Source organism: Chromobacterium sp. IIBBL 290-4 (genome assembly GCF_024207115.1).
GTDB lineage: Bacteria > Pseudomonadota > Gammaproteobacteria > Burkholderiales > Chromobacteriaceae > Chromobacterium.
The window spans coordinates 1,647,734-1,670,554 of record NZ_CP100128.1 but is presented as its reverse complement, the minus strand read 5'-3'; the positions used below and the strand labels follow the sequence as shown (position 1 = coordinate 1,670,554).

Here is a 22,821-nt window from a genome sequence, read left to right as displayed (position 1 = left end):
GTCTTGTATGGCCTCTTTCAGTCTGGCGATATGCTCGCGCTCCTGCGGAAAACGCTTAGAGGCTGCCCCAGTTCCGGTTATAGCCAAGACTGTTCCTTCTGCCAGTTTTCCTTCTCTTTCAAACAGTTAAGAAAAATTTCCGAAACGCCATCGCCGCAAAAACCCGATCAGCATGAAATCGTATTGTGCTTCGGTACAATATTTCCCGCCTGCCAAAGACTATATCCTGCTGAAATCACAAAAATGTCATAGGAAGGTTCCGTCATGGCCAACGTTCAAGGGCAAATTCTTTCTCTGCACGGCACAGTCAAGGCAATTGATGCCAGCGGCAAAATCCGCATCCTGAAAGCAGGCGACATCCTGCTGCCGGGAGAGCGCCTGCAGCTAGAAGAGGGAGCGGATATCCGTTTCACCCGCGGCGATGGCCAAATCGTGGAGCTGGACGGCAACCGCCAGATGCAATTGAGCGAGGACTTGCTGCGCCCCCACAATGCTGAAGCCAACGAAAGCCAGGTTGCCGCGCTGACGGAAGAAGCCAAAAAAATCCTCGCGTCGTTGGATGCGCCCGCCGACGCGAACCAGCCCAACCCCTTCGACAATCTGGAACCGGCCGCAGCCGGCCTGAACGACGCCGGCCCGGGCAACGACGGCTCCACCTTCGTCCGCGTCGCCCGCATCGCCGAATCGATCAATCCGCTGCAATTGAACAGCTCGCAGAATGCCGCGGTTGAACTTCACGATGCCCGCGGCAATGCGGCCGATGCCCGCCTGCCGCTGTCGGAACAAGCTATCCAAGCCACCAATGTCATTGGCGGCAACGGCGACGGTTCGGCAATCGAGCAAACCCAGCCCAGCACCAGCGGCGCGCTGACGGCCAGCAACAGCAACAATCCCGCCCTAGGCTTTGTGTCCGGCAACCTGAGAGGCGAGTACGGCTCCCTCACCGTGGATGCCACGGGCAAATGGACCTACACCCTGGACAACCGCGCCGACGCGCTTACCCAGGGCCAAAAGGTCGACGACAAAATCACCGTCACCTTGAACGATGGCACCACAACCACCGTCACCATCCATGTCACCGGCACCAATAACCCGGCAGAACTGAGCACCGGCGCCGGCCAAGTGAAAGAAGACACCGCCGACCAGAGCCAGGCTAGCGGCACCCTGACCATCACCGACAAGGACGCCGGCGAAGCGGTCTTCGTCGCCAGCAGCCAAACCAACGATTACGGCACCTTCAAGATCGGCGCCGACGGCAAGTGGACCTTCGACATCAATAACGCCAGCGACAAGGTCCAAGCCTTGGCTGAAGGCGAAAAACATGTCGAGACCTTCACCGTCGCTTCGAAGGATGGCACCACTTCCACGGTGACCATCACCATCGTCGGCACAAATGACACCCCGGTCTTCTCCGGCAAGGACAGCGGCGACGTCTATGAGAACGCCACCGACGCCAAGGCCGTGCTCGGCTTCGACGGCCAGATCGTCGCCACCGACGCCGACCATGACCAGAGCGGTTTCAAGACCACCGTCACCCCGGCCCAGGGCACGCTCGGCACCCTGACCATCCAGGCCGACGGCAACTGGCACTACAGCGTCGACAACAGCAAGGTGCAGTACCTGCGCAGCGGCGAAACCCGCGACGAGCACTTCACCGTCACCTCGCTGGACGGCACGACCCACGACATCGTCGTCACCATCCACGGCACCGACAATGCCCCGGTCTTCTCCGGCAAGGACAGCGGCGACGTCTATGAGAACGCCACCGACGCCAAGGCCGTGCTCGGCTTCGACGGCCAGATCGTCGCCACCGACGCCGACCATGACCAGAGCGGTTTCAAGACCACCGTCACCCCGGCCCAGGGCACGCTCGGCACCCTGACCATCCAGGCCGACGGCAACTGGCACTACAGCGTCGACAACAGCAAGGTGCAGTACCTGCGCAGCGGCGAAACCCGCGACGAGCACTTCACCGTCACCTCGCTGGACGGCACGACCCACGACATCGTCGTCACCATCCACGGCACCGACAATGCCCCGGTCTTCTCCGGCAAGGACAGCGGCGACGTCTATGAGAACGCCACCGACGCCAAGGCCGTGCTCGGCTTCGACGGCCAGATCGTCGCCACCGACGCCGACCATGACCAGAGCGGTTTCAAGACCACCGTCACCCCGGCCCAGGGCACGCTCGGCACCCTGACCATCCAGGCCGACGGCAACTGGCACTACAGCGTCGACAACAGCAAGGTGCAGTACCTGCGCAGCGGCGAAACCCGCGACGAGCACTTCACCGTCACCTCGCTGGACGGCACGACCCACGACATCGTCGTCACCATCCACGGCACCGACAATGCCCCGGTCTTCTCCGGCAAGGACAGCGGCGACGTCTATGAGAACGCCACCGACGCCAAGGCCGTGCTCGGCTTCGACGGCCAGATCGTCGCCACCGACGCCGACCATGACCAGAGCGGTTTCAAGACCACCGTCACCCCGGCCCAGAACACGCTCGGCACCCTGACCATCCAGGCCGACGGCAACTGGCACTACAGCGTCGACAACAGCAAGGTGCAGTACCTGCGCAGCGGCGAAACCCGCGACGAGCACTTCACCGTCACCTCGCTGGACGGCACGACCCACGACATCGTCGTCACCATCCACGGCACCGACAATGCCCCGGTCTTCTCCGGCAAGGACAGCGGCGACGTCTATGAGAACGCCACCGACGCCAAGGCCGTGCTCGGCTTCGACGGCCAGATCGTCGCCACCGACGCCGACCATGACCAGAGCGGTTTCAAGACCACCGTCACCCCGGCCCAGAACACGCTCGGCACCCTGACCATCCAGGCCGACGGCAACTGGCACTACAGCGTCGACAACAGCAAGGTGCAGTACCTGCGCAGCGGCGAAACCCGCGACGAGCACTTCACCGTCACCTCGCTGGACGGCACGACCCACGACATCGTCGTCACCATCCACGGCACCGACAATGTCCCGGTCTTCTCCGGCAAGGACAGCGGCGACGTCTATGAGAACGCCACCGACGCCAAGGCCGTGCTCGGCTTCGACGGCCAGATCGTCGCCACCGACGCCGACCATGACCAGAGCGGTTTCAAGACCACCGTCACCCCGGCCCAGGGCACGCTCGGCACCCTGACCATCCAGGCCGACGGCAACTGGCACTACAGCGTCGACAACAGCAAGGTGCAGTACCTGCGCAGCGGCGAAACCCGCGACGAGCACTTCACCGTCACCTCGCTGGACGGCACGACCCACGACATCGTCGTCACCATCCACGGCACCGACAATGCCCCGGTCTTCTCCGGCAAGGACAGCGGCGACGTCTATGAGAACGCCACCGACGCCAAGGCCGTGCTCGGCTTCGACGGCCAGATCGTCGCCACCGACGCCGACCATGACCAGAGCGGTTTCAAGACCACCGTCACCCCGGCCCAGGGCACGCTCGGCACCCTGACCATCCAGGCCGACGGCAACTGGCACTACAGCGTCGACAACAGCAAGGTGCAGTACCTGCGCAGCGGCGAAACCCGCGACGAGCACTTCACCGTCACCTCGCTGGACGGCACGACCCACGACATCGTCGTCACCATCCACGGCACCGACAATGTCCCGGTCTTCTCCGGCAAGGACAGCGGCGACGTCTATGAGAACGCCACCGACGCCAAGGCCGTGCTCGGCTTCGACGGCCAGATCGTCGCCACCGACGCCGACCATGACCAGAGCGGTTTCAAGACCACCGTCACCCCGGCCCAGGGCACGCTCGGCACCCTGACCATCCAGGCCGACGGCAACTGGCACTACAGCGTCGACAACAGCAAGGTGCAGTACCTGCGCAGCGGCGAAACCCGCGACGAGCACTTCACCGTCACCTCGCTGGACGGCACGACCCACGACATCGTCGTCACCATCCACGGCACCGACAATGTCCCGGTCTTCTCCGGCAAGGACAGCGGCGACGTCTATGAGAACGCCACCGACGCCAAGGCCGTGCTCGGCTTCGACGGCCAGATCGTCGCCACCGACGCCGACCATGACCAGAGCGGTTTCAAGACCACCGTCACCCCGGCCCAGGGCACGCTCGGCACCCTGACCATCCAGGCCGACGGCAACTGGCACTACAGCGTCGACAACAGCAAGGTGCAGTACCTGCGCAGCGGCGAAACCCGCGACGAGCACTTCACCGTCACCTCGCTGGACGGCACGACCCACGACATCGTCGTCACCATCCACGGCACCGACAATGCCCCGGTCTTCTCCGGCAAGGACAGCGGCGACGTCTATGAGAACGCCACCGACGCCAAGGCCGTGCTCGGCTTCGACGGCCAGATCGTCGCCACCGACGCCGACCATGACCAGAGCGGTTTCAAGACCACCGTCACCCCGGCCCAGGGCACGCTCGGCACCCTGACCATCCAGGCCGACGGCAACTGGCACTACAGCGTCGACAACAGCAAGGTGCAGTACCTGCGCAGCGGCGAAACCCGCGACGAGCACTTCACCGTCACCTCGCTGGACGGCACGACCCACGACATCGTCGTCACCATCCACGGCACCGACAATGTCCCGGTCTTCTCCGGCAAGGACAGCGGCGACGTCTATGAGAACGCCACCGACGCCAAGGCCGTGCTCGGCTTCGACGGCCAGATCGTCGCCACCGACGCCGACCATGACCAGAGCGGTTTCAAGACCACCGTCACCCCGGCCCAGGGCACGCTCGGCACCCTGACCATCCAGGCCGACGGCAACTGGCACTACAGCGTCGACAACAGCAAGGTGCAGTACCTGCGCAGCGGCGAAACCCGCGACGAGCACTTCACCGTCACCTCGCTGGACGGCACGACCCACGACATCGTCGTCACCATCCACGGCACCGACAATGCCCCGGTCTTCTCCGGCAAGGACAGCGGCGACGTCTATGAGAACGCCACCGACGCCAAGGCCGTGCTCGGCTTCGACGGCCAGATCGTCGCCACCGACGCCGACCATGACCAGAGCGGTTTCAAGACCATCGTCACCCCGGCCCAGGGCACGCTCGGCACCCTGACCATCCAGGCCGACGGCAACTGGCACTACAGCGTCGACAACAGCAAGGTGCAGTACCTGCGCAGCGGCGAAACCCGCGACGAGCACTTCACCGTCACCTCGCTGGACGGCACGACCCACGACATCGTCGTCACCATCCACGGCACCGACAATGCCCCGGTCTTCTCCGGCAAGGACAGCGGCGACGTCTATGAGAACGCCACCGACGCCAAGGCCGTGCTCGGCTTCGACGGCCAGATCGTCGCCACCGACGCCGACCATGACCAGAGCGGTTTCAAGACCACCGTCACCCCGGCCCAGAACACGCTCGGCACCCTGACCATCCAGGCCGACGGCAACTGGCACTACAGCGTCGACAACAGCAAGGTGCAGTACCTGCGCAGCGGCGAAACCCGCGACGAGCACTTCACCGTCACCTCGCTGGACGGCACGACCCACGACATCGTCGTCACCATCCACGGCACCGACAATGTCCCGGTCTTCTCCGGCAAGGACAGCGGCGACGTCTATGAGAACGCCACCGACGCCAAGGCCGTGCTCGGCTTCGACGGCCAGATCGTCGCCACCGACGCCGACCATGACCAGAGCGGTTTCAAGACCACCGTCACCCCGGCCCAGGGCACGCTCGGCACCCTGACCATCCAGGCCGACGGCAACTGGCACTACAGCGTCGACAACAGCAAGGTGCAGTACCTGCGCAGCGGCGAAACCCGCGACGAGCACTTCACCGTCACCTCGCTGGACGGCACGACCCACGACATCGTCGTCACCATCCACGGTACCGACAATGTCCCGGTCTTCTCCGGCAAGGACAGCGGCGACGTCTATGAGAACGCCACCGACGCCAAGGCCGTGCTCGGCTTCGACGGCCAGATCGTCGCCACCGACGCCGACCATGACCAGAGCGGTTTCAAGACCACCGTCACCCCGGCCCAGAACACGCTCGGCACCCTGACCATCCAGGCCGACGGCAACTGGCACTACAGCGTCGACAACAGCAAGGTGCAGTACCTGCGCAGCGGCGAAACCCGCGACGAGCACTTCACCGTCACCTCGCTGGACGGCACGACCCACGACATCGTCGTCACCATCCACGGCACCGACAATGTCCCGGTCTTCTCCGGCAAGGACAGCGGCGACGTCTATGAGAACGCCACCGACGCCAAGGCCGTGCTCGGCTTCGACGGCCAGATCGTCGCCACCGACGCCGACCATGACCAGAGCGGTTTCAAGACCACCGTCACCCCGGCCCAGGGCACGCTCGGCACCCTGACCATCCAGGCCGACGGCAACTGGCACTACAGCGTCGACAACAGCAAGGTGCAGTACCTGCGCAGCGGCGAAACCCGCGACGAGCACTTCACCGTCACCTCGCTGGACGGCACGACCCACGACATCGTCGTCACCATCCACGGCACCGACAATGCCCCGGTCTTCTCCGGCAAGGACAGCGGCGACGTCTATGAGAACGCCACCGACGCCAAGGCCGTGCTCGGCTTCGACGGCCAGATCGTCGCCACCGACGCCGACCATGACCAGAGCGGTTTCAAGACCACCGTCACCCCGGCCCAGGGCACGCTCGGCACCCTGACCATCCAGGCCGACGGCAACTGGCACTACAGCGTCGACAACAGCAAGGTGCAGTACCTGCGCAGCGGCGAAACCCGCGACGAGCACTTCACCGTCACCTCGCTGGACGGCACGACCCACGACATCGTCGTCACCATCCACGGCACCGACAATGTCCCGGTCTTCTCCGGCAAGGACAGCGGCGACGTCTATGAGAACGCCACCGACGCCAAGGCCGTGCTCGGCTTCGACGGCCAGATCGTCGCCACCGACGCCGACCATGACCAGAGCGGTTTCAAGACCACCGTCACCCCGGCCCAGGGCACGCTCGGCACCCTGACCATCCAGGCCGACGGCAACTGGCACTACAGCGTCGACAACAGCAAGGTGCAGTACCTGCGCAGCGGCGAAACCCGCGACGAGCACTTCACCGTCACCTCGCTGGACGGCACGACCCACGACATCGTCGTCACCATCCACGGCACCGACAATGCCCCGGTCTTCTCCGGCAAGGACAGCGGCGACGTCTATGAGAACGCCACCGACGCCAAGGCCGTGCTCGGCTTCGACGGCCAGATCGTCGCCACCGACGCCGACCATGACCAGAGCGGTTTCAAGACCACCGTCACCCCGGCCCAGGGCACGCTCGGCACCCTGACCATCCAGGCCGACGGCAACTGGCACTACAGCGTCGACAACAGCAAGGTGCAGTACCTGCGCAGCGGCGAAACCCGCGACGAGCACTTCACCGTCACCTCGCTGGACGGCACGACCCACGACATCGTCGTCACCATCCACGGCACCGACAATGCCCCGGTCTTCTCCGGCAAGGACAGCGGCGACGTCTATGAGAACGCCACCGACGCCAAGGCCGTGCTCGGCTTCGACGGCCAGATCGTCGCCACCGACGCCGACCATGACCAGAGCGGTTTCAAGACCACCGTCACCCCGGCCCAGGGCACGCTCGGCACCCTGACCATCCAGGCCGACGGCAACTGGCACTACAGCGTCGACAACAGCAAGGTGCAGTACCTGCGCAGCGGCGAAACCCGCGACGAGCACTTCACCGTCACCTCGCTGGACGGCACGACCCACGACATCGTCGTCACCATCCACGGCACCGACAATGCCCCGGTCTTCTCCGGCAAGGACAGCGGCGACGTCTATGAGAACGCCACCGACGCCAAGGCCGTGCTCGGCTTCGACGGCCAGATCGTCGCCACCGACGCCGACCATGACCAGAGCGGTTTCAAGACCACCGTCACCCCGGCCCAGAACACGCTCGGCACCCTGACCATCCAGGCCGACGGCAACTGGCACTACAGCGTCGACAACAGCAAGGTGCAGTACCTGCGCAGCGGCGAAACCCGCGACGAGCACTTCACCGTCACCTCGCTGGACGGCACGACCCACGACATCGTCGTCACCATCCACGGCACCGACAATGCCCCGGTCTTCTCCGGCAAGGACAGCGGCGACGTCTATGAGAACGCCACCGACGCCAAGGCCGTGCTCGGCTTCGACGGCCAGATCGTCGCCACCGACGCCGACCATGACCAGAGCGGTTTCAAGACCACCGTCACCCCGGCCCAGGGCACGCTCGGCACCCTGACCATCCAGGCCGACGGCAACTGGCACTACAGCGTCGACAACAGCAAGGTGCAGTACCTGCGCAGCGGCGAAACCCGCGACGAGCACTTCACCGTCACCTCGCTGGACGGCACGACCCACGACATCGTCGTCACCATCCACGGCACCGACAATGCCCGGTCTTCTCCGGCAAGGACAGCGGCGACGTCTATGAGAACGCCACCGACGCCAAGGCCGTGCTCGGCTTCGACGGCCAGATCGTCGCCACCGACGCCGACCATGACCAGAGCGGTTTCAAGACCACCGTCACCCCGGCCCAGGGCACGCTCGGCACCCTGACCATCCAGGCCGACGGCAACTGGCACTACAGCGTCGACAACAGCAAGGTGCAGTACCTGCGCAGCGGCGAAACCCGCGACGAGCACTTCACCGTCACCTCGCTGGACGGCACGACCCACGACATCGTCGTCACCATCCACGGCACCGACAATGTCCCGGTCTTCTCCGGCAAGGACAGCGGCGACGTCTATGAGAACGCCACCGACGCCAAGGCCGTGCTCGGCTTCGACGGCCAGATCGTCGCCACCGACGCCGACCATGACCAGAGCGGTTTCAAGACCACCGTCACCCCGGCCCAGGGCACGCTCGGCACCCTGACCATCCAGGCCGACGGCAACTGGCACTACAGCGTCGACAACAGCAAGGTGCAGTACCTGCGCAGCGGCGAAACCCGCGACGAGCACTTCACCGTCACCTCGCTGGACGGCACGACCCACGACATCGTCGTCACCATCCACGGCACCGACAATGCCCCGGTCTTCTCCGGCAAGGACAGCGGCGACGTCTATGAGAACGCCACCGACGCCAAGGCCGTGCTCGGCTTCGACGGCCAGATCGTCGCCACCGACGCCGACCATGACCAGAGCGGTTTCAAGACCACCGTCACCCCGGCCCAGGGCACGCTCGGCACCCTGACCATCCAGGCCGACGGCAACTGGCACTACAGCGTCGACAACAGCAAGGTGCAGTACCTGCGCAGCGGCGAAACCCGCGACGAGCACTTCACCGTCACCTCGCTGGACGGCACGACCCACGACATCGTCGTCACCATCCACGGCACCGACAATGTCCCGGTCTTCTCCGGCAAGGACAGCGGCGACGTCTATGAGAACGCCACCGACGCCAAGGCCGTGCTCGGCTTCGACGGCCAGATCGTCGCCACCGACGCCGACCATGACCAGAGCGGTTTCAAGACCACCGTCACCCCGGCCCAGGGCACGCTCGGCACCCTGACCATCCAGGCCGACGGCAACTGGCACTACAGCGTCGACAACAGCAAGGTGCAGTACCTGCGCAGCGGCGAAACCCGCGACGAGCACTTCACCGTCACCTCGCTGGACGGCACGACCCACGACATCGTCGTCACCATCCACGGCACCGACAATGCCCCGGTCTTCTCCGGCAAGGACAGCGGCGACGTCTATGAGAACGCCACCGACGCCAAGGCCGTGCTCGGCTTCGACGGCCAGATCGTCGCCACCGACGCCGACCATGACCAGAGCGGTTTCAAGACCATCGTCACCCCGGCCCAGGGCACGCTCGGCACCCTGACCATCCAGGCCGACGGCAACTGGCACTACAGCGTCGACAACAGCAAGGTGCAGTACCTGCGCAGCGGCGAAACCCGCGACGAGCACTTCACCGTCACCTCGCTGGACGGCACGACCCACGACATCGTCGTCACCATCCACGGCACCGACAATGCCCCGGTCTTCTCCGGCAAGGACAGCGGCGACGTCTATGAGAACGCCACCGACGCCAAGGCCGTGCTCGGCTTCGACGGCCAGATCGTCGCCACCGACGCCGACCATGACCAGAGCGGTTTCAAGACCACCGTCACCCCGGCCCAGAACACGCTCGGCACCCTGACCATCCAGGCCGACGGCAACTGGCACTACAGCGTCGACAACAGCAAGGTGCAGTACCTGCGCAGCGGCGAAACCCGCGACGAGCACTTCACCGTCACCTCGCTGGACGGCACGACCCACGACATCGTCGTCACCATCCACGGCACCGACAATGTCCCGGTCTTCTCCGGCAAGGACAGCGGCGACGTCTATGAGAACGCCACCGACGCCAAGGCCGTGCTCGGCTTCGACGGCCAGATCGTCGCCACCGACGCCGACCATGACCAGAGCGGTTTCAAGACCACCGTCACCCCGGCCCAGGGCACGCTCGGCACCCTGACCATCCAGGCCGACGGCAACTGGCACTACAGCGTCGACAACAGCAAGGTGCAGTACCTGCGCAGCGGCGAAACCCGCGACGAGCACTTCACCGTCACCTCGCTGGACGGCACGACCCACGACATCGTCGTCACCATCCACGGTACCGACAATGTCCCGGTCTTCTCCGGCAAGGACAGCGGCGACGTCTATGAGAACGCCACCGACGCCAAGGCCGTGCTCGGCTTCGACGGCCAGATCGTCGCCACCGACGCCGACCATGACCAGAGCGGTTTCAAGACCACCGTCACCCCGGCCCAGAACACGCTCGGCACCCTGACCATCCAGGCCGACGGCAACTGGCACTACAGCGTCGACAACAGCAAGGTGCAGTACCTGCGCAGCGGCGAAACCCGCGACGAGCACTTCACCGTCACCTCGCTGGACGGCACGACCCACGACATCGTCGTCACCATCCACGGCACCGACAATGTCCCGGTCTTCTCCGGCAAGGACAGCGGCGACGTCTATGAGAACGCCACCGACGCCAAGGCCGTGCTCGGCTTCGACGGCCAGATCGTCGCCACCGACGCCGACCATGACCAGAGCGGTTTCAAGACCACCGTCACCCCGGCCCAGGGCACGCTCGGCACCCTGACCATCCAGGCCGACGGCAACTGGCACTACAGCGTCGACAACAGCAAGGTGCAGTACCTGCGCAGCGGCGAAACCCGCGACGAGCACTTCACCGTCACCTCGCTGGACGGCACGACCCACGACATCGTCGTCACCATCCACGGCACCGACAATGCCCCGGTCTTCTCCGGCAAGGACAGCGGCGACGTCTATGAGAACGCCACCGACGCCAAGGCCGTGCTCGGCTTCGACGGCCAGATCGTCGCCACCGACGCCGACCATGACCAGAGCGGTTTCAAGACCACCGTCACCCCGGCCCAGGGCACGCTCGGCACCCTGACCATCCAGGCCGACGGCAACTGGCACTACAGCGTCGACAACAGCAAGGTGCAGTACCTGCGCAGCGGCGAAACCCGCGACGAGCACTTCACCGTCACCTCGCTGGACGGCACGACCCACGACATCGTCGTCACCATCCACGGTACCGACAATGTCCCGGTCTTCTCCGGCAAGGACAGCGGCGACGTCTATGAGAACGCCACCGACGCCAAGGCCGTGCTCGGCTTCGACGGCCAGATCGTCGCCACCGACGCCGACCATGACCAGAGCGGTTTCAAGACCACCGTCACCCCGGCCCAGAACACGCTCGGCACCCTGACCATCCAGGCCGACGGCAACTGGCACTACAGCGTCGACAACAGCAAGGTGCAGTACCTGCGCAGCGGCGAAACCCGCGACGAGCACTTCACCGTCACCTCGCTGGACGGCACGACCCACGACATCGTCGTCACCATCCACGGCACCGACAATGTCCCGGTCTTCTCCGGCAAGGACAGCGGCGACGTCTATGAGAACGCCACCGACGCCAAGGCCGTGCTCGGCTTCGACGGCCAGATCGTCGCCACCGACGCCGACCATGACCAGAGCGGTTTCAAGACCACCGTCACCCCGGCCCAGAACACGCTCGGCACCCTGACCATCCAGGCCGACGGCAACTGGCACTACAGCGTCGACAACAGCAAGGTGCAGTACCTGCGCAGCGGCGAAACCCGCGACGAGCGCTTCACCGTCACCTCGCTGGACGGCACGACCCACGACATCGTCGTCACCATCCACGGTACCGACAATGTCCCGGTCTTCTCCGGCAAGGACAGCGGCGACGTCTATGAGAACGCCACCGACGCCAAGGCCGTGCTCGGCTTCGACGGCCAGATCGTCGCCACCGACGCCGACCATGACCAGAGCGGTTTCAAGACCACCGTCACCCCGGCCCAGAACACGCTCGGCACCCTGACCATCCAGGCCGACGGCAACTGGCACTACAGCGTCGACAACAGCAAGGTGCAGTACCTGCGCAGCGGCGAAACCCGCGACGAGCACTTCACCGTCACCTCGCTGGACGGCACGACCCACGACATCGTCGTCACCATCCACGGCACCGACAATGTCCCGGTCTTCTCCGGCAAGGACAGCGGCGACGTCTATGAGAACGCCACCGACGCCAAGGCCGTGCTCGGCTTCGACGGCCAGATCGTCGCCACCGACGCCGACCATGACCAGAGCGGTTTCAAGACCACCGTCACCCCGGCCCAGAACACGCTCGGCACCCTGACCATCCAGGCCGACGGCAACTGGCACTACAGCGTCGACAACAGCAAGGTGCAGTACCTGCGCAGCGGCGAAACCCGCGACGAGCGCTTCACCGTCACCTCGCTGGACGGCACGACCCACGACATCGTCGTCACCATCCACGGCACCGACAATGTCCCGGTCTTCTCCGGCAAGGATACGGGCCTGGTGATCGAGGATGATCTGACAACCGTCAAGGGCATACTGACGGTCAAGGATGCCGACCATGATCAGAGCGGCTTCCTGCCGCAAGCGGATGTCAAAGTCGACTATGGCACCTTCCATTTCAATGAGAAGACCGGCGCCTGGTCATTCACGCTCGACAATGACAAGGCTCAAGAGCTGACCAACGTCGACCGTTTCACTCGCACCTTCACGGTGACATCGCTGGACGGCACGCCGCATAACATTGAAGTTACCATCCAGGGTAAGGATGATCCGGCGATCATCGGCGGTGCAGACCATGGTGTTGTGGTGGAGGACAAGATCACCCAGGTAAGCGGCATTCTGACCATTCTGGATCCAGACAAGAACCAGGCGGCATTCCGTCCGCAAGCCGACGTCAAAGTGGATTACGGCACCTTCCATCTCAATGAGAAGACTGGCGAATGGACTTTCACGCTGGACAATGCCAAGGCGCAGTCGCTGGGCGCAAATGACTCGCTAGACCGCAGCTTTACCGTGACCTCGATAGATGGCACCACGCATACGGTATCGGTCACCATCAAGGGCACCAATGACCCCGCCACTTTCAGCGGCGACGATCAAGGCGCCGTCACCGAAGACCAGCAGGTCTCCTCGACCGGCACCCTGGACGCCAGCGGCAGACTGATTGTCAGCGATGTGGATCATGACGAATCCTTCATCGATCCATCCCGGATTATCAGCAACGGCGGCAACGGTTCGATCGGCACCCTCACTATCGACATCAACGGCAACTGGCATTATTCGGTAGACAACAACCGCGCAGAGGTCAAACAGCTAGGCGAGCACGACACGCTGACCGAAACCTTCACCGTGTTCTCGAAGGATGGCACCCCGCATGACATCACGGTGGTCATCAACGGCGTCAACGATGCGCCGACCATCCTGGTACAGGCGCAAACACAGACCGAGCACCTTTTCAAAGCCGGGGATATCGCCGCCACTTACACAATCAACGATGTCGACAATCAGGCCAGCGAACTGAAAGTCGCTTTTGACGGCGATAGCAACAAGGATGGCTACTATCTGCTGAAGGATGGCCAGGTGGTGCTGACACAGGCCGGCGCAGACTGGGTCAACAGCGGCCATTCGCTCCCGGATGTGAAACTGGTGGTGACAGACCCCGGTCAGCTCAGCGGCCATGGCCATGACACGCCTAGCTTCACGCTGGTGAACACCACGCCGATTTTCGTCGACGCCAATGGCCAACCGACCGGCGACCATGTCAACGCCAGCACCAAAGAAGACACCATCTTGCAGGGCAAGGTGCAGGCCGTTGACGCCGACCACGACGCGCTGACTTACAGCCAGGCATCCAACCCGCAACACGGCACGGTGGCAGTGAAGGCCGATGGCAGCTGGACCTATACGCCAAGCAAGGACTACAGCGGCAGCGACGCCTTCCAGGTGCAAGTGGACGACGGCCACGGCGGCAAATCCACCGTCACCGTGCAAGTCGGCATCGTTCCCGTCGCCGACGTTCCGACCGTGCACATCACGCTGGGCCTGCCTACGTTCACGCCGGGCAATCAACTGATCAGCGGCCACACCTATACCTCGTGGGAAGATGTGATGAAGCAGTATGGCAAGAACGCCATCACGCTCACCGATGGGCAAGACCTCTGGCCCAATGGTCAGCAAATTGACAACAACACCGGCTACGCCGTGCGCGGGATGAACGGTCCGGATAATATCGCGCTGCAATGGAGCAATGCCGATAACGTGCTGATCGGCGACGACGGCTCGATGACCTTCGACGACAACGACAGCTCGCAGAAAGTCAACGATACGCTGACCGGCGGCAACGGCAACGATATTTTCTTTGGCGGCAAGGGAGACGACACCTTCTATGGCGGCCTGGGAATCGATACCGCGGTCTATGCCAAAAACTTCAGCGACTATGTCATCACCGCGCCCAAAATGACGCCTGGCGACCAGCTATTCTTCCAAGTCGCCGACAAACGCTACAACGAATTCACCAACCCCTATGTCGGTGAGGGCCGGGACAATCTCTACAGCATCGAGCGCCTGCAGTTCAAGGACGGCGTCTATGTCTGGGATCAGAGCAAGAACAGCTGGGTCAAGGAAGTCGCCGACCTCACCCGCTATCCGATCGAAATCAGCGCCTCGCTGAACGACCGCGACGGCAGCGAAGTGCTGGACCACATCGTGGTGAAGCTGGATCCGAAATACGCCGGCGCGGCCTTGTACGACAGCGGCCACAACCTGATCGGCAATATCGGCGCCGACGGCACGCTGACCATCAGCCAGTCCGGGCACTGGGACAGCAAGGCCTTGGACGTGAAGCTGTCCGGCCTGCAGCTGGAAATCCAGGGCAAGGTCGGCGCGCCGATCACCATCAGCGTCGACGCTGTTTCACGTGAAACCGCCAATGGCGATACCGCCGTAGGCCATGACAGCGCGCAGCCTGGCAATATGGTGCCGGAAACCTTCGATGTCTCCGCCGCCGGCAAAGAGGATCAGCCGCTGATTCAGGTGAATCTGTCGGGCCAGGATGGCGATGGCACCGTTGTGGGTTATGTCATCAAAGACTTGCCGAGCAATGGCGCGCTGTACAGCGACGCGGCAGGCGCCAAGCTGGTTAACGTCGGCGATGTCGTCAGCGGTCCGGTCTACTTCAAGCCCACGGCCGACTGGAGCGGCGATACCGGCTTCCACTATGCGGCCAAGGACAATAAGGGCGCGATCGACGCCAGCCCGGCCACGGCCTCCATCCATGTCGAAGCGGTGGCCGATGCGCCGACGCTGCGCGTGAACAGCTACTCCACCGTCGCGTCGATCAATTTCGAAGACGTAGACCTGAGCCGAGGCCAGGCCAGCGGCAACTGGCGCCAAGACGTCCAGATCAACTCGATCCAGGGCGCCAACACCTTCGGCGTCTGGAATACCAATAACGGCAATGGCCAAGTGGAAGTCGGCACCGAGAAGACCTATACCGGCGGCAACTCCACCAACCATGTGCTGGAAATCGAGAACCGCGTCGGCGACAACACCCTGTACACCGACTTCAAGTGCGAAGCCGGCCGCAATTATCAGTTGGGCTTCGACATCTCCGCCCGCATCGGCTATGTCGACAGCTCCAAACTGCAAGTGCTGCTGATCGCGCTGGACGGCCAGGGCAACCCCATCGCCGGCAAGACGCAGGTGCTGTATGACTTCAACCCCAGCAGCGCCGGCTGGCTGCGCGATGTGAAAGTGGATCTGCCCATCACCGAAAGCGGCAATTACCGCTTGATGTTCCAGTCCAAGGATGCCGACTCCTACGGCGCCATCCTCGACAATCTGAGCTTCAAGGTGCAAGAAAATGTCGGTTTTGAAGACAGCTTCATCAAGCTGGGACAGATCAGCGCCGGCCTGAACGACAAGGACGGCTCCGAGACGCTGAGCGTCACCCTCAGCGGTCTGCCGGCCGGCACCACGCTGAAGGATGGCAGCGGCCATCTGGCCGTAGTCGATGCCAGCGGCAAGCTCGACGTCAGCAATTGGAGCCTGGACAGCCTGCAGCTGAAGGGACCGGCGCACTACAACGGCCAGATCAACGTGACGGTGACCGCCACCGCCACCGAGGCTTCGAACCATGACCAGGCCAGCGCCAGCCAAAACCTGAGCGTCACCATCAAGCCGGTGGATCATCCGGTCGTCTTGTCCGATCTGCATACCCAGGCGCAAGGCGGCGATATTTCGGTCAACGAAGCCAATCTGGCCAACGGCAGCGCGCCGCAAAACGCCGCGCTCACCCAGGCCGGCAACTTCACCGTCAACGCGCCGGATGGCCTGGCCAGCTTGCGCATCGGCAATGTCGAAATGGTGAACGCCAATGGCAAGTTGACCGGCAACACGCTGACAACCGATTACGGCACGCTGAAAGTCACCGCCTATGACGCCGCCAGCGGCAAGGTCAGCTATCAGTACACGCTGAACCAGGCCGGCAGCTTCTCCGGCGCCAAGGGCTTCGACAGCCTCACCATCGACGCGCAGGACAAGGACGGCAGCAAGGCCAGCGGCAAGCTGGAGGTCGGCATCGTCAACGATGCGCCTCACGCGGTGGCGGACCAGGCCGGCTTGGTAGTCGGCGGCTCTTTCGCCATCACCAATAAGGGCGGCATCATCGCCAACTGGAACAACATTCTGGACGGCGACTGGGTCAACACGGTGAAGCATAGCGCCAACGACAGCGGCAGCAACGAGCTGTTCTGGGGACGCACCAGTGGCCAACAGTCCGGCTATGGCTTCTACGACAACGACGCCAATCTGAAGGGCGCGCTGCCGGTCAATGAAACCTTCAAGCTGGGAGACTTCGTCCACTACAACTACCCGATCAGCGGCAACTCCGGCATCAGCGGCGCCACGCTGACGCTGAGCCTGATGCTGAACGGCAAAGCCATCTCGGTGGACTTCCCGATCAAGCACACCGAAACGCCGAACACCAGCGATCCGGAAACCAGCAAGGATATCGTCACCTTCCTGAAAGACCAGCAGTCTTTCGACATCGACGGCCGCACCTTCACCGTCCGAGCCATGTTCGACGATGGCAACGGCCACTTGGGCAGCACAATACGCACGCCTGAAAACGTCCAAACCAGCTTTGGCATTTACGGCCACATCGTTGAAGGCAGCGATTTCCATCTGCCAGGCGTCGACGGCAACGTGCTCGGCAATGACGTCAAGGGCGCCGATGGCGCGCAAGTGGTAGGCATAGGCAGCGACTCGGCTTCCGTCGCCGCCGGCGCGGTGCTGCATGGCCACTACGGCGATGTGGTAGTGAATGCCGACGGCAGCTATCACTACACCTTCACCGCCAATGCCAGCGCCTTGCCGCCGGGCAGCCAGGAAGTGTTCACCTATACGCTGCGCGACGCCGACGGCGACACCTCGCAAGCCCAGCTCACCATCCAGCTGGCGGCCCGCCACGGCTCGCCGCTGGCGGTGGATGGCTTGACGTTGACGGCAGGCGACCACGACGCGGCGCTGCTCGGCAGCGCCAAGAATGACGCTTTGTTTGGCGGCCACGGCAATGATCTGCTGCAAGGCGGCGCCGGCCACGATGTATTGACGGGCGGCGGCGGCGTGGACACGTTCAAGTGGACGCTGGCGGACCAAGGCACCGCCGCCAAGCCGGCGCGCGACATCATCACCGACTTCGGCACCACCGACGGCGAGCGCGACGTGCTCGATCTGGCGGACCTGCTGAAACACCCGGGCCACGACCCGGCCAATCTGAGCAACTACCTGGACTTCAAACTGGTAGGCCAGGACACCGTGATCGACGTCAAGCCGGCCAAGGGCGATGTCACGCAGCAGATCGTGTTGCAAAACGTCGACCTGACGCATGACGCCAACCATGCGCAGCTGAGCGACACCCAGATCCTGAAGAATCTGCTGGATCACGGCCAATTGCATACCGACTAAACCGCAGGCAACTGCCACCCTCTCGCCCCCGCCTCGCGCGGGGGTCTTTTTTTACATCCGCGGCAAACGCTCAGCGTCAATCGCCAAGCCGGCGCCATCCCCGCGCCGTCGGCGGGATCCAACCACGGCCCAGCCCGGCCAGCAGAGCGCCGCGTGCAAACGACAAGGGCGCCGTTTCGGCGCCCTTGTCGTTTGGACTCTGAAAGCCCTCAGCCCACTACCGGACCGGTCAGGCCATCGATGCCCATGCCGGCCAGGCTGCGCGCGTCGGACTCGCTGGCCACGCCCTTGGCCACCAGCTGGATGCCCATCAGCGCCGTCATTCTTTGCAGGCCCTTGACCAGCGCCTGGCGGCCGGCGTCTTGGTCGATGCCCCTCGTCAGCGCGCCGTCCAGCACCAGGTAAGCCACGCCGGCCTGATCCAGCCGCGCCACCAGCTGCAGCCTATGGCCGCGGGTCTCCACCGCCACCGCGTGGCCGGCGGCGCGCGCCGCTTCGCCGAACGCCAGGAAGGCGTCCCATTGCTCCTCCAGCCCGGTTTCGTCGAATTCGAAAGTGATGCTGAGCTTGCTGCCGCGCGTCATGTCTTTCACCCTGCCGGCAAACGCCGGTTCCGCCAGCGAAGCCGGCGACAGGTTGACGGCGATGCTGGCCGACGGCGCGCTGTCCAGGGCCAGCCGCAAGGCCTCCAGGTCAGCCAGATGCGTCAGCCCCAGCCGCAAGCCATGCGAAACCAGGCGCAGGGCGTTGATCGCCGGCTGGCCGTCGCGCGCCGGGCGGTACAGCATGGCTTCGTGCCGCAGCACCTGGCGCTGAGCGTCTTTCACCGGATACCAGCGCAGCTGCAACTGATGCTGGCTGCAGCTTTGCTGGAGCAGCTCCCGCCAATCCCGCTCCGACGCCAATGCCGGCGCGGCGCTGTCGTCGCGCCGCCATTGGTTGTCGCCCGCAGCCTCGGCCTGGGCCAGCGCCTGGCTGGCCCGCGTCAGCAGCGCGGCGAAGTCATCCGCCTGGCCGAAGCCGCACAAGCCGATATGGCCGACGGCCGGCTGGTCGCTCAGGCCCATCTGGCGGTACAAGGCCAGCTGCTGGCACAAGGTCTCGGCCAACTGGCTGGCGTCTTCTTGCTCCAGCTCGGGGCAGAACAGAGCGAAATCGGCACCGCGCAGCCGCGCCGCCAGCCAGCTCTTGCGCCGCCGCGCCTCCTGTTCCAGATCGACCGCCAGCTGCCGCAGCAATTGGTCGGCGCGCTCGCCGCCCAGGCGCTGGTTCAGCTCGGCCAGGCCGGACAGCCTCACCAGCAGCAGATAGCCGCTGGCGTCTTCATTCTCCTCCTGCGCGCTGGCCACCGCCTGCTCCAGCGCTTCGCGGTTGGCCAGGCCGGTCACCGCGTCGGTATGGCGTTCGCGGCGCAATTGATCCAGCTCGGCCGACAGGCCTTGCAGATAGCTCTGCAGCCTGGCCACCATCTTGTTCATCGCCCGCGTCACCGTGGCCAGCTCCGGCACCGACGGCTCGGCGATCTGGATGAAGCGATGCTCGCTGATGGCGTTGGCCTGGCGCACCACCTGTTTCAGATCCCGCCGCAGCTTGACGATGTCCACGGAGCCCAGCAAGCCCGCCAGCAGCCCCGCGCCCAGCAACCACAGCATGGTCTGCAGCGTGCCCAGCCACAGCGACTCGTAGGCGTAACCCAACTCCGCCTTCACCTGCACCTCGCCCGCCTGCATCCAGCCGGAGGTCACCAACGCGCGGCCATCGGCCGGCGACAAGGGCAGCAGGCTCTGAAACCACTGCGGCGCCAGCTGGAAGCCGACGGCGTTCACCCGCTCCACTTTCGCCTTGCCGTCCATGCCCTGCCAGCGCACGCTGCGCAAATGCCCCTGGTCGAAGGCGGCGTTGATCAGGGTTTCCGCCATCACCGGATCGGCGCGGTTCTGGTTGATCATCAATGCCAGCGAATTGGCGGTATTGGCGTTCTGCGCCGTCAATTGCTGCTCCAGATAGCCGCGGGCATTGTACAGATTGGCCAGCAGGGCGCCGGACAAGGACAGGAAAACCAGCAGCAATAGCAAGAGCCACAATCGCTGGATCAGGGAGAGGTTTTTCATGGTTTGGTCTTCATCACGAATCAAAAGGTAAAGCCTTCCTTCTGCATCTTGTCCATCAGCTGCCGCCAGCGCGTCAGCTTGGAAACATTGCTGCTGCGGTCGCCGACCCATAGCCCCTGGGCATTGAAGCTGAACACCGGCGTCAGGTCCGGCCGCTGCGACGCCGGCTCCACCGAGCTGACCAGATTGTCCAGCAACAGCGGCTCAGCGGTCGGAGCGGGATAATAGGCCAATACCATGTGGGCCTGGCTGACCGAGCTGTCCGGCCCGCCGATGCGCGCCTTGACATAGGTGATGCGCAATTTCTCGGGCGCCACGCCCAGGCTGAGCAAAGAGATGTACTTGCCTATGCTGTAGGCCTTGCAGTCCCCCGCCCCCTTGCCGAACATCTCCAGCGGGGTGGCCCAATAGTCGGCCACGCCCCAGTTGTCGATATCCAGCCGGTACTGAATCCGCCGATTGAAGAACTGATTCACGTCCAGCAGCTTCTGCCGCTCCTCGGCACCCTGCAGACGCCCCAGCAATTGCGTCCATTCATGGTAAAGCGTCACCGCCCGCGGCCCGTAGCGCCGCGCCGACTGCTCCGGCGCCAGATTGGCCGCAATCACGCCCAGGCCTGCCGACAACAAGGCGACGGCCAGCAAAACGCGCCACAAGCGCCATCTGGACAGGAGGTTTGCGGATTTCATCGTCGCTTACCGGGTGGGATATCGACACTGTATCAGATTGACAAATGGTAGTCCGGCAAGGCGTGATATTCACTTGCCATTTTAGACCAAAACATTTAAGCTATTTGTTAAATAACTTAACAATGTTTTTTACCCTACCCCGTTCCGTGGAGTCCCTGGCAATGAAATTTGCGTTGAAGAAACCTGCCCGTCTGATCGCGACCGCGCTGCTGGCCCTGTCTGCATTGCAAGCTCAAGCGCTGGAGATGAAGGGAATGGTCGAAAAAACCATCATCAGCAATCCGGAAGTCCGTTACCGCTTCCACGAATTCCGCGCCGCCGCGGAAGAAACCGGCATCGGCCGCGCCGGCTACATGCCGACGCTGGATATCGGCTACGCGGCGGGCCGCGAGAAAAACAACGAACCGCTGGTCAACAACGGCCCGCAAATCAACAGCGATTTCAACCGCAACGGCTGGTCGGCCAACTTGGCCCAAAACCTGTTCCAAGGTTTCCAGACCTGGTACACCGTCAACCAGCTGGAAGCCGGCAAGCGCGGCAAGTACTACGACTTCCTGGACGCTTCGGAACAAATGGGCCTGGAGGCGAGCCGCACCTATCTGGACGTGCTGCGCTACCGCGAACTGCTGGAGCTGGCCAAGGACAGCTACGCCATCCACAAGGGCATCTATGACCAACTGGAACAGAAGGTAAAGGCTGGCGTCGGACGACGTGTTGACCTGGAGCAAGCCGCCGGCCGTCTGGCCCTGTCCGAAACCAATATGATCAACGAGGCGTCCAACCTCCACGACGTTTCCGCACGTTACTTCCGCCTGCTTGGCGAAGAGCCGCCGGCCAATCTGGCGCCGGCCCCGTCGCTGAAGGACAAGCTGCCGCAAGACAAGGATCTGCTGGTCACCGCCGTGCGCAGCAGCCCGAGCTACCTCGCCGCGCTGGAAAATCTGACCGCGGCCAAAAGCGACGTCAACGTCAAGCGCGGCGCCTTCTCCCCCACCGTGGACCTGCGCGCGCGCAAGGAACAGGGCGACAACCTGAACGGCACGCTGGGCCGCCACGAGCGCCAGATGATCGAGCTGGCGTTCAACTTCAATCTGTTCCGCGGCAATGCCGACAAGGCCCGCCTGAGCGCGGCGGCCGAACGCTACAATTCGGCCTTGGACTTGCGCGACAAAGCCTGCCGCGATCTGCAGCAGAACGTGCGCATCGCCAACAACGACGTGCGCAAGCTGAACGAGCAGATGGCTTATCTGCGCCAGCACGCCCTGTCCACCGAGAAAGCGCGCGACGCCTACCTGAAGCAGTTCGACATCGGCCAGCGCTCGCTGCTGGACGTGCTGGACAGCGAGAACGAGCTGTATGAATCCAAGCGCGCGCTGAGCAATGCCGAGTACGACAACAAGCTGGCCCAAGTCCGCGTGCTGGCATCCTCCGGCCTGCTGCTGTCCAGCCTGCAGATCAAACCGATCGAGCAGTACAACTTCGATGCCTCCGCCGACGAGGAAGAGCGCAACGCCTGCAGCACCCAGTACACCCCGCCGCCGGCCTTCGACAAATCCAGCATCCAGGTGAAGCCCTATATCTCCACCACCCTGGTCAATCCGACGGCAGCCCCGGGCAAAAAAGCCAGCAAGACGAATCCGTCCTGATTGTCGCCGCTTGGCCAGCGGCAGGCGTATC

General features: G+C 63.9%; 5 protein-coding genes. 3 read left to right on the top strand and 2 right to left on the bottom strand.

Features of this window, described 5'->3' with window-relative positions:
• The first annotated feature begins 264 nt into the window (after positions 1-264).
• Positions 265-8,559 (top strand): retention module-containing protein, encoded by an 8,295-nt coding sequence (locus NKT35_RS07745; RefSeq protein ID WP_254300436.1) that lies wholly within the window; start codon positions 265-267, stop codon positions 8,557-8,559.
• Entirely contained in the window at positions 8,457-18,344 is a 9,888-nt protein-coding gene (locus NKT35_RS07740; protein ID WP_305883470.1) for a VCBS domain-containing protein, read from the top strand. Before NKT35_RS07745 ends, NKT35_RS07740 begins: the two co-directional genes overlap by 103 nt.
• Before the next feature lie 209 nt (positions 18,345-18,553).
• Here NKT35_RS07740 and NKT35_RS07725 read toward each other — a convergent pair whose 3' ends face one another.
• The gene (locus tag NKT35_RS07725; protein WP_254300435.1) at positions 18,554-20,455 is read right to left on the bottom strand and encodes a bifunctional diguanylate cyclase/phosphodiesterase; all 1,902 of its coding nucleotides are present in this window, start codon (positions 20,453-20,455) and stop codon (positions 18,554-18,556) included.
• Between the two features lie 20 nt (positions 20,456-20,475).
• Positions 20,476-21,144 carry a transglutaminase-like cysteine peptidase gene (locus NKT35_RS07720; protein ID WP_254300434.1) on the bottom strand — a complete coding sequence of 223 codons (669 nt, stop codon included), beginning with the start codon at positions 21,142-21,144 and terminating at the stop codon, positions 20,476-20,478.
• Positions 21,145-21,305: 161 nt separating this feature from the next.
• On the opposite strand from NKT35_RS07720, the gene NKT35_RS07715 reads away from it, so the two are divergent.
• Positions 21,306-22,790 carry a TolC family outer membrane protein gene (locus tag NKT35_RS07715; protein WP_254300433.1) on the top strand — a complete coding sequence of 495 codons (1,485 nt, stop codon included), beginning with the start codon at positions 21,306-21,308 and terminating at the stop codon, positions 22,788-22,790.
• The last annotated feature ends 31 nt before the right edge of the window (positions 22,791-22,821 follow it).

What these genes read in the sequence shown, in the direction of transcription:
- NKT35_RS07720 (WP_254300434.1), bottom strand. Translation starts at nt 21,144, where the DNA reads ATGAAATCCGCAAACCTCCTGTCCAGATGGCGCTTGTGGCGCGTTTTG.
- NKT35_RS07745 (WP_254300436.1), top strand. Translation starts at nt 265, where the DNA reads ATGGCCAACGTTCAAGGGCAAATTCTTTCTCTGCACGGCACAGTCAAG.
- NKT35_RS07715 (WP_254300433.1), top strand. Translation starts at nt 21,306, where the DNA reads ATGAAATTTGCGTTGAAGAAACCTGCCCGTCTGATCGCGACCGCGCTG.
- NKT35_RS07725 (WP_254300435.1), bottom strand. Translation starts at nt 20,455, where the DNA reads ATGAAAAACCTCTCCCTGATCCAGCGATTGTGGCTCTTGCTATTGCTG.